The sequence below is a fragment of the Streptococcus pseudopneumoniae genome (genome assembly GCF_001072315.1).
GTDB lineage: Bacteria > Bacillota > Bacilli > Lactobacillales > Streptococcaceae > Streptococcus > Streptococcus pseudopneumoniae_R.
This window is the reverse complement of sequence record NZ_JVLI01000077.1, coordinates 1-2,150: the sequence shown is the minus strand read 5'-3', so window position 1 is coordinate 2,150 and position 2,150 is coordinate 1. Positions and strand designations below refer to the sequence as shown.

The window sequence follows — 2,150 nt, the reverse complement described above, 5'->3', positions numbered from 1 at the left end:
ACCAATCAGGTAGACCAAAGAAGTAAATAGCAATTGTCCCTGAGACAGCTATTATCAAACACAGGTATAAAACAAGCATTCTAGTAGTTAGACCAAATAGAATTGGCTTGTCCTCATTTTCAAATTCTCTTAAAAATTCTGATCCAATTTTTTTCAATTATTTTCCTTTCCATCAAAAAAACAGTCCGTTTAGAACTGTTAGTGTTATGTCATGTATTTATCACGTTCCTTTACAAGCATAGCTACAGGAATCTCATCAAGTGAAATTCTTCCATCTGTGATAGAAAAACCAAATTTTTGGTACAAATGATCTCGACGTTGATGATTTACCTTGTCTACTTCGTCTACAAAAGATAACTTTCCAACAATTTTAGTCTTCACTCCAAATAATTGACTAATATGAAGAAGAGATTCCCTTAATAATAGACTGCCATATCCTCTATTAGGATCTCTTATAAGAAAATCCCTTATTACCAATTGTTTAAATAATCCATCATGATTACCATAGAGGGCTTGAAGTTGTAACTGATGAGCGTATTTAGTCTTTCCTTGACCATCATCCAAGCTAAAATAAAGCATTTCAACCTGTTTTTTATAATTTAGGTTATAGCGCACCGTGATAATAATACGTCTATTCTGAATAGTCTTACTAAAAAGAATCATTCTTTCACTATAATTCGATTCTTCAATTCTTGGCAAATCTCTATTAAGAATGCTTAACTGTTTCTTTAACAATTTGATTTCATTCTCATAACGCCTCAGTATCGAATAGGCTTCTGTTAGCCGCTTTTTGTTCCTGAAAATAGCGTTCAAAGTTTTCATCTCCTTTGAAGACCATTTTACCACGATCCATATATTTAATCCACTGTTCCAAACGGTAAACATACTCTGTTTGACTGATACTATCGGCTATAACACAGTGCTTTATATCTTCCTGAAGAAGGGTAAGAATTCTCATGCCATAAAAAGCATCTTGCTTAGCTTCTGCATAGCGCCAAGCATAAATATATAGTTCATCACCATAACTACTCATCCGAACAGCACGAGGAATTTCATCTATCTTAACCCTACCATCCAATATCCACTCCAATAAAGGCTCCGATAATAATTCATGTTCATAGGCAAACCAAGAAAGACGTGTAATTTCTTGTTCAAGAGAAGTTATTTTATCCTTCAACTCTCTTGTCCCATGTTGCTTTTGTAAATCATTAAATTGTTTATTTCCTATCTCCTTTAACGTTTCCATTGATAGTCACCTCTTTCTATAGAAAACATCCACACGATTCTATAAACATAGATCACATCGATTAATTCTAATTTTTCTACACATAGATTACACTCCTAAAAGCTGCTTGGCTTTTCGACTAGATCCGACCATTACAAAGATATAGATTACTCCTTTGGCAATTGAAGCAAAGGCTGTTCCCCAAGTACCATTGTCTGCAGTCGTAACCTTGAGAAGATCTGTTGCCACAATCGAATCGTATACAACAGAAACAATAATTAGGATAACACCAATAAGGGCGGATGCCGCAAAATATTTCAGGAAGTTAATCGTAACAGATCGTAACGAGTCCATCATAAAGAAGGCTACTAACAATGGAGCTAGGGCTTTAAGCATATACAAATCTAAGTAACGTAAGAAAACAATAATCCCTAAAATAATGTTAGCTACTCCACTTACAGCTTTCCCTACTAAAGTAATGATAGTTTTTTCAAATATTCCTTTCCCACCAGAAATATTAGAATCAATGGTTGCTTTAACAGTAGGTGTTACATGAGCAATTACCTTTACAATAATATTAAGTAATTCCAAAATGGCATCACAAATTTGAGATGAGGCAGAGATCATGATTAAGGCAAATAAATATTTCATTAAGGCTTCTATCCAAATCTTCTGTGTTAACGCTCCCCCTCTCGACTTGACCATTTGTGACCACGATGCCATTTCAAACCAGAAAAAAAGACCTAAAAGGATATACCCAATAGGTCTGATTGCATCAGCCATTATGTTTACAGCTTGGTTTGTCGCAGAGCTGTAACTAGAAAGAGAGCTTGTCAGCTCTCTAATATCTAAATTCATAGGCTACTCCTAAAATTTTAGCTGAGACAGTGATGCAACGACTGCGGCCGCAATCCCTGCAGAAGCA

At 35.1% G+C, this 2,150-nt stretch carries 3 protein-coding genes; all 3 read right to left on the bottom strand.

The window, feature by feature from the left end; translation table 11 throughout:
• Positions 1–204: 204 nt before the first annotated feature.
• The 3 genes from ADH54_RS03585 to ADH54_RS03575 all read right to left on the bottom strand — a co-directional run bounded on the left by ADH54_RS03585 (position 205) and on the right by ADH54_RS03575 (position 2,083).
• Complete coding sequence (locus ADH54_RS03585; RefSeq protein WP_049524072.1) at positions 205–735, bottom strand: hypothetical protein; 531 nt, start codon at positions 733–735, stop codon at positions 205–207.
• 13 nt (positions 736–748) lie between these two features.
• Positions 749–1,246 (bottom strand): hypothetical protein, encoded by a 498-nt coding sequence (locus ADH54_RS03580; RefSeq protein ID WP_049524071.1) that lies wholly within the window; start codon positions 1,244–1,246, stop codon positions 749–751.
• 87 nt (positions 1,247–1,333) lie between these two features.
• On the bottom strand, positions 1,334–2,083 hold the full coding sequence (locus ADH54_RS03575) for a hypothetical protein (RefSeq protein WP_049524070.1): 750 nt from the start codon (positions 2,081–2,083) through the stop codon (positions 1,334–1,336).
• Between the last annotated feature and the right edge of the window lie 67 nt (positions 2,084–2,150).

Excerpts from the sequence above, each read along its gene's own strand:
- ADH54_RS03580 (WP_049524071.1), bottom strand. The coding sequence starts at position 1,246 with ATGGAAACGTTAAAGGAGATAGGAAATAAACAATTTAATGATTTACAA.
- ADH54_RS03575 (WP_049524070.1), bottom strand. The coding sequence starts at position 2,083 with ATGAATTTAGATATTAGAGAGCTGACAAGCTCTCTTTCTAGTTACAGC.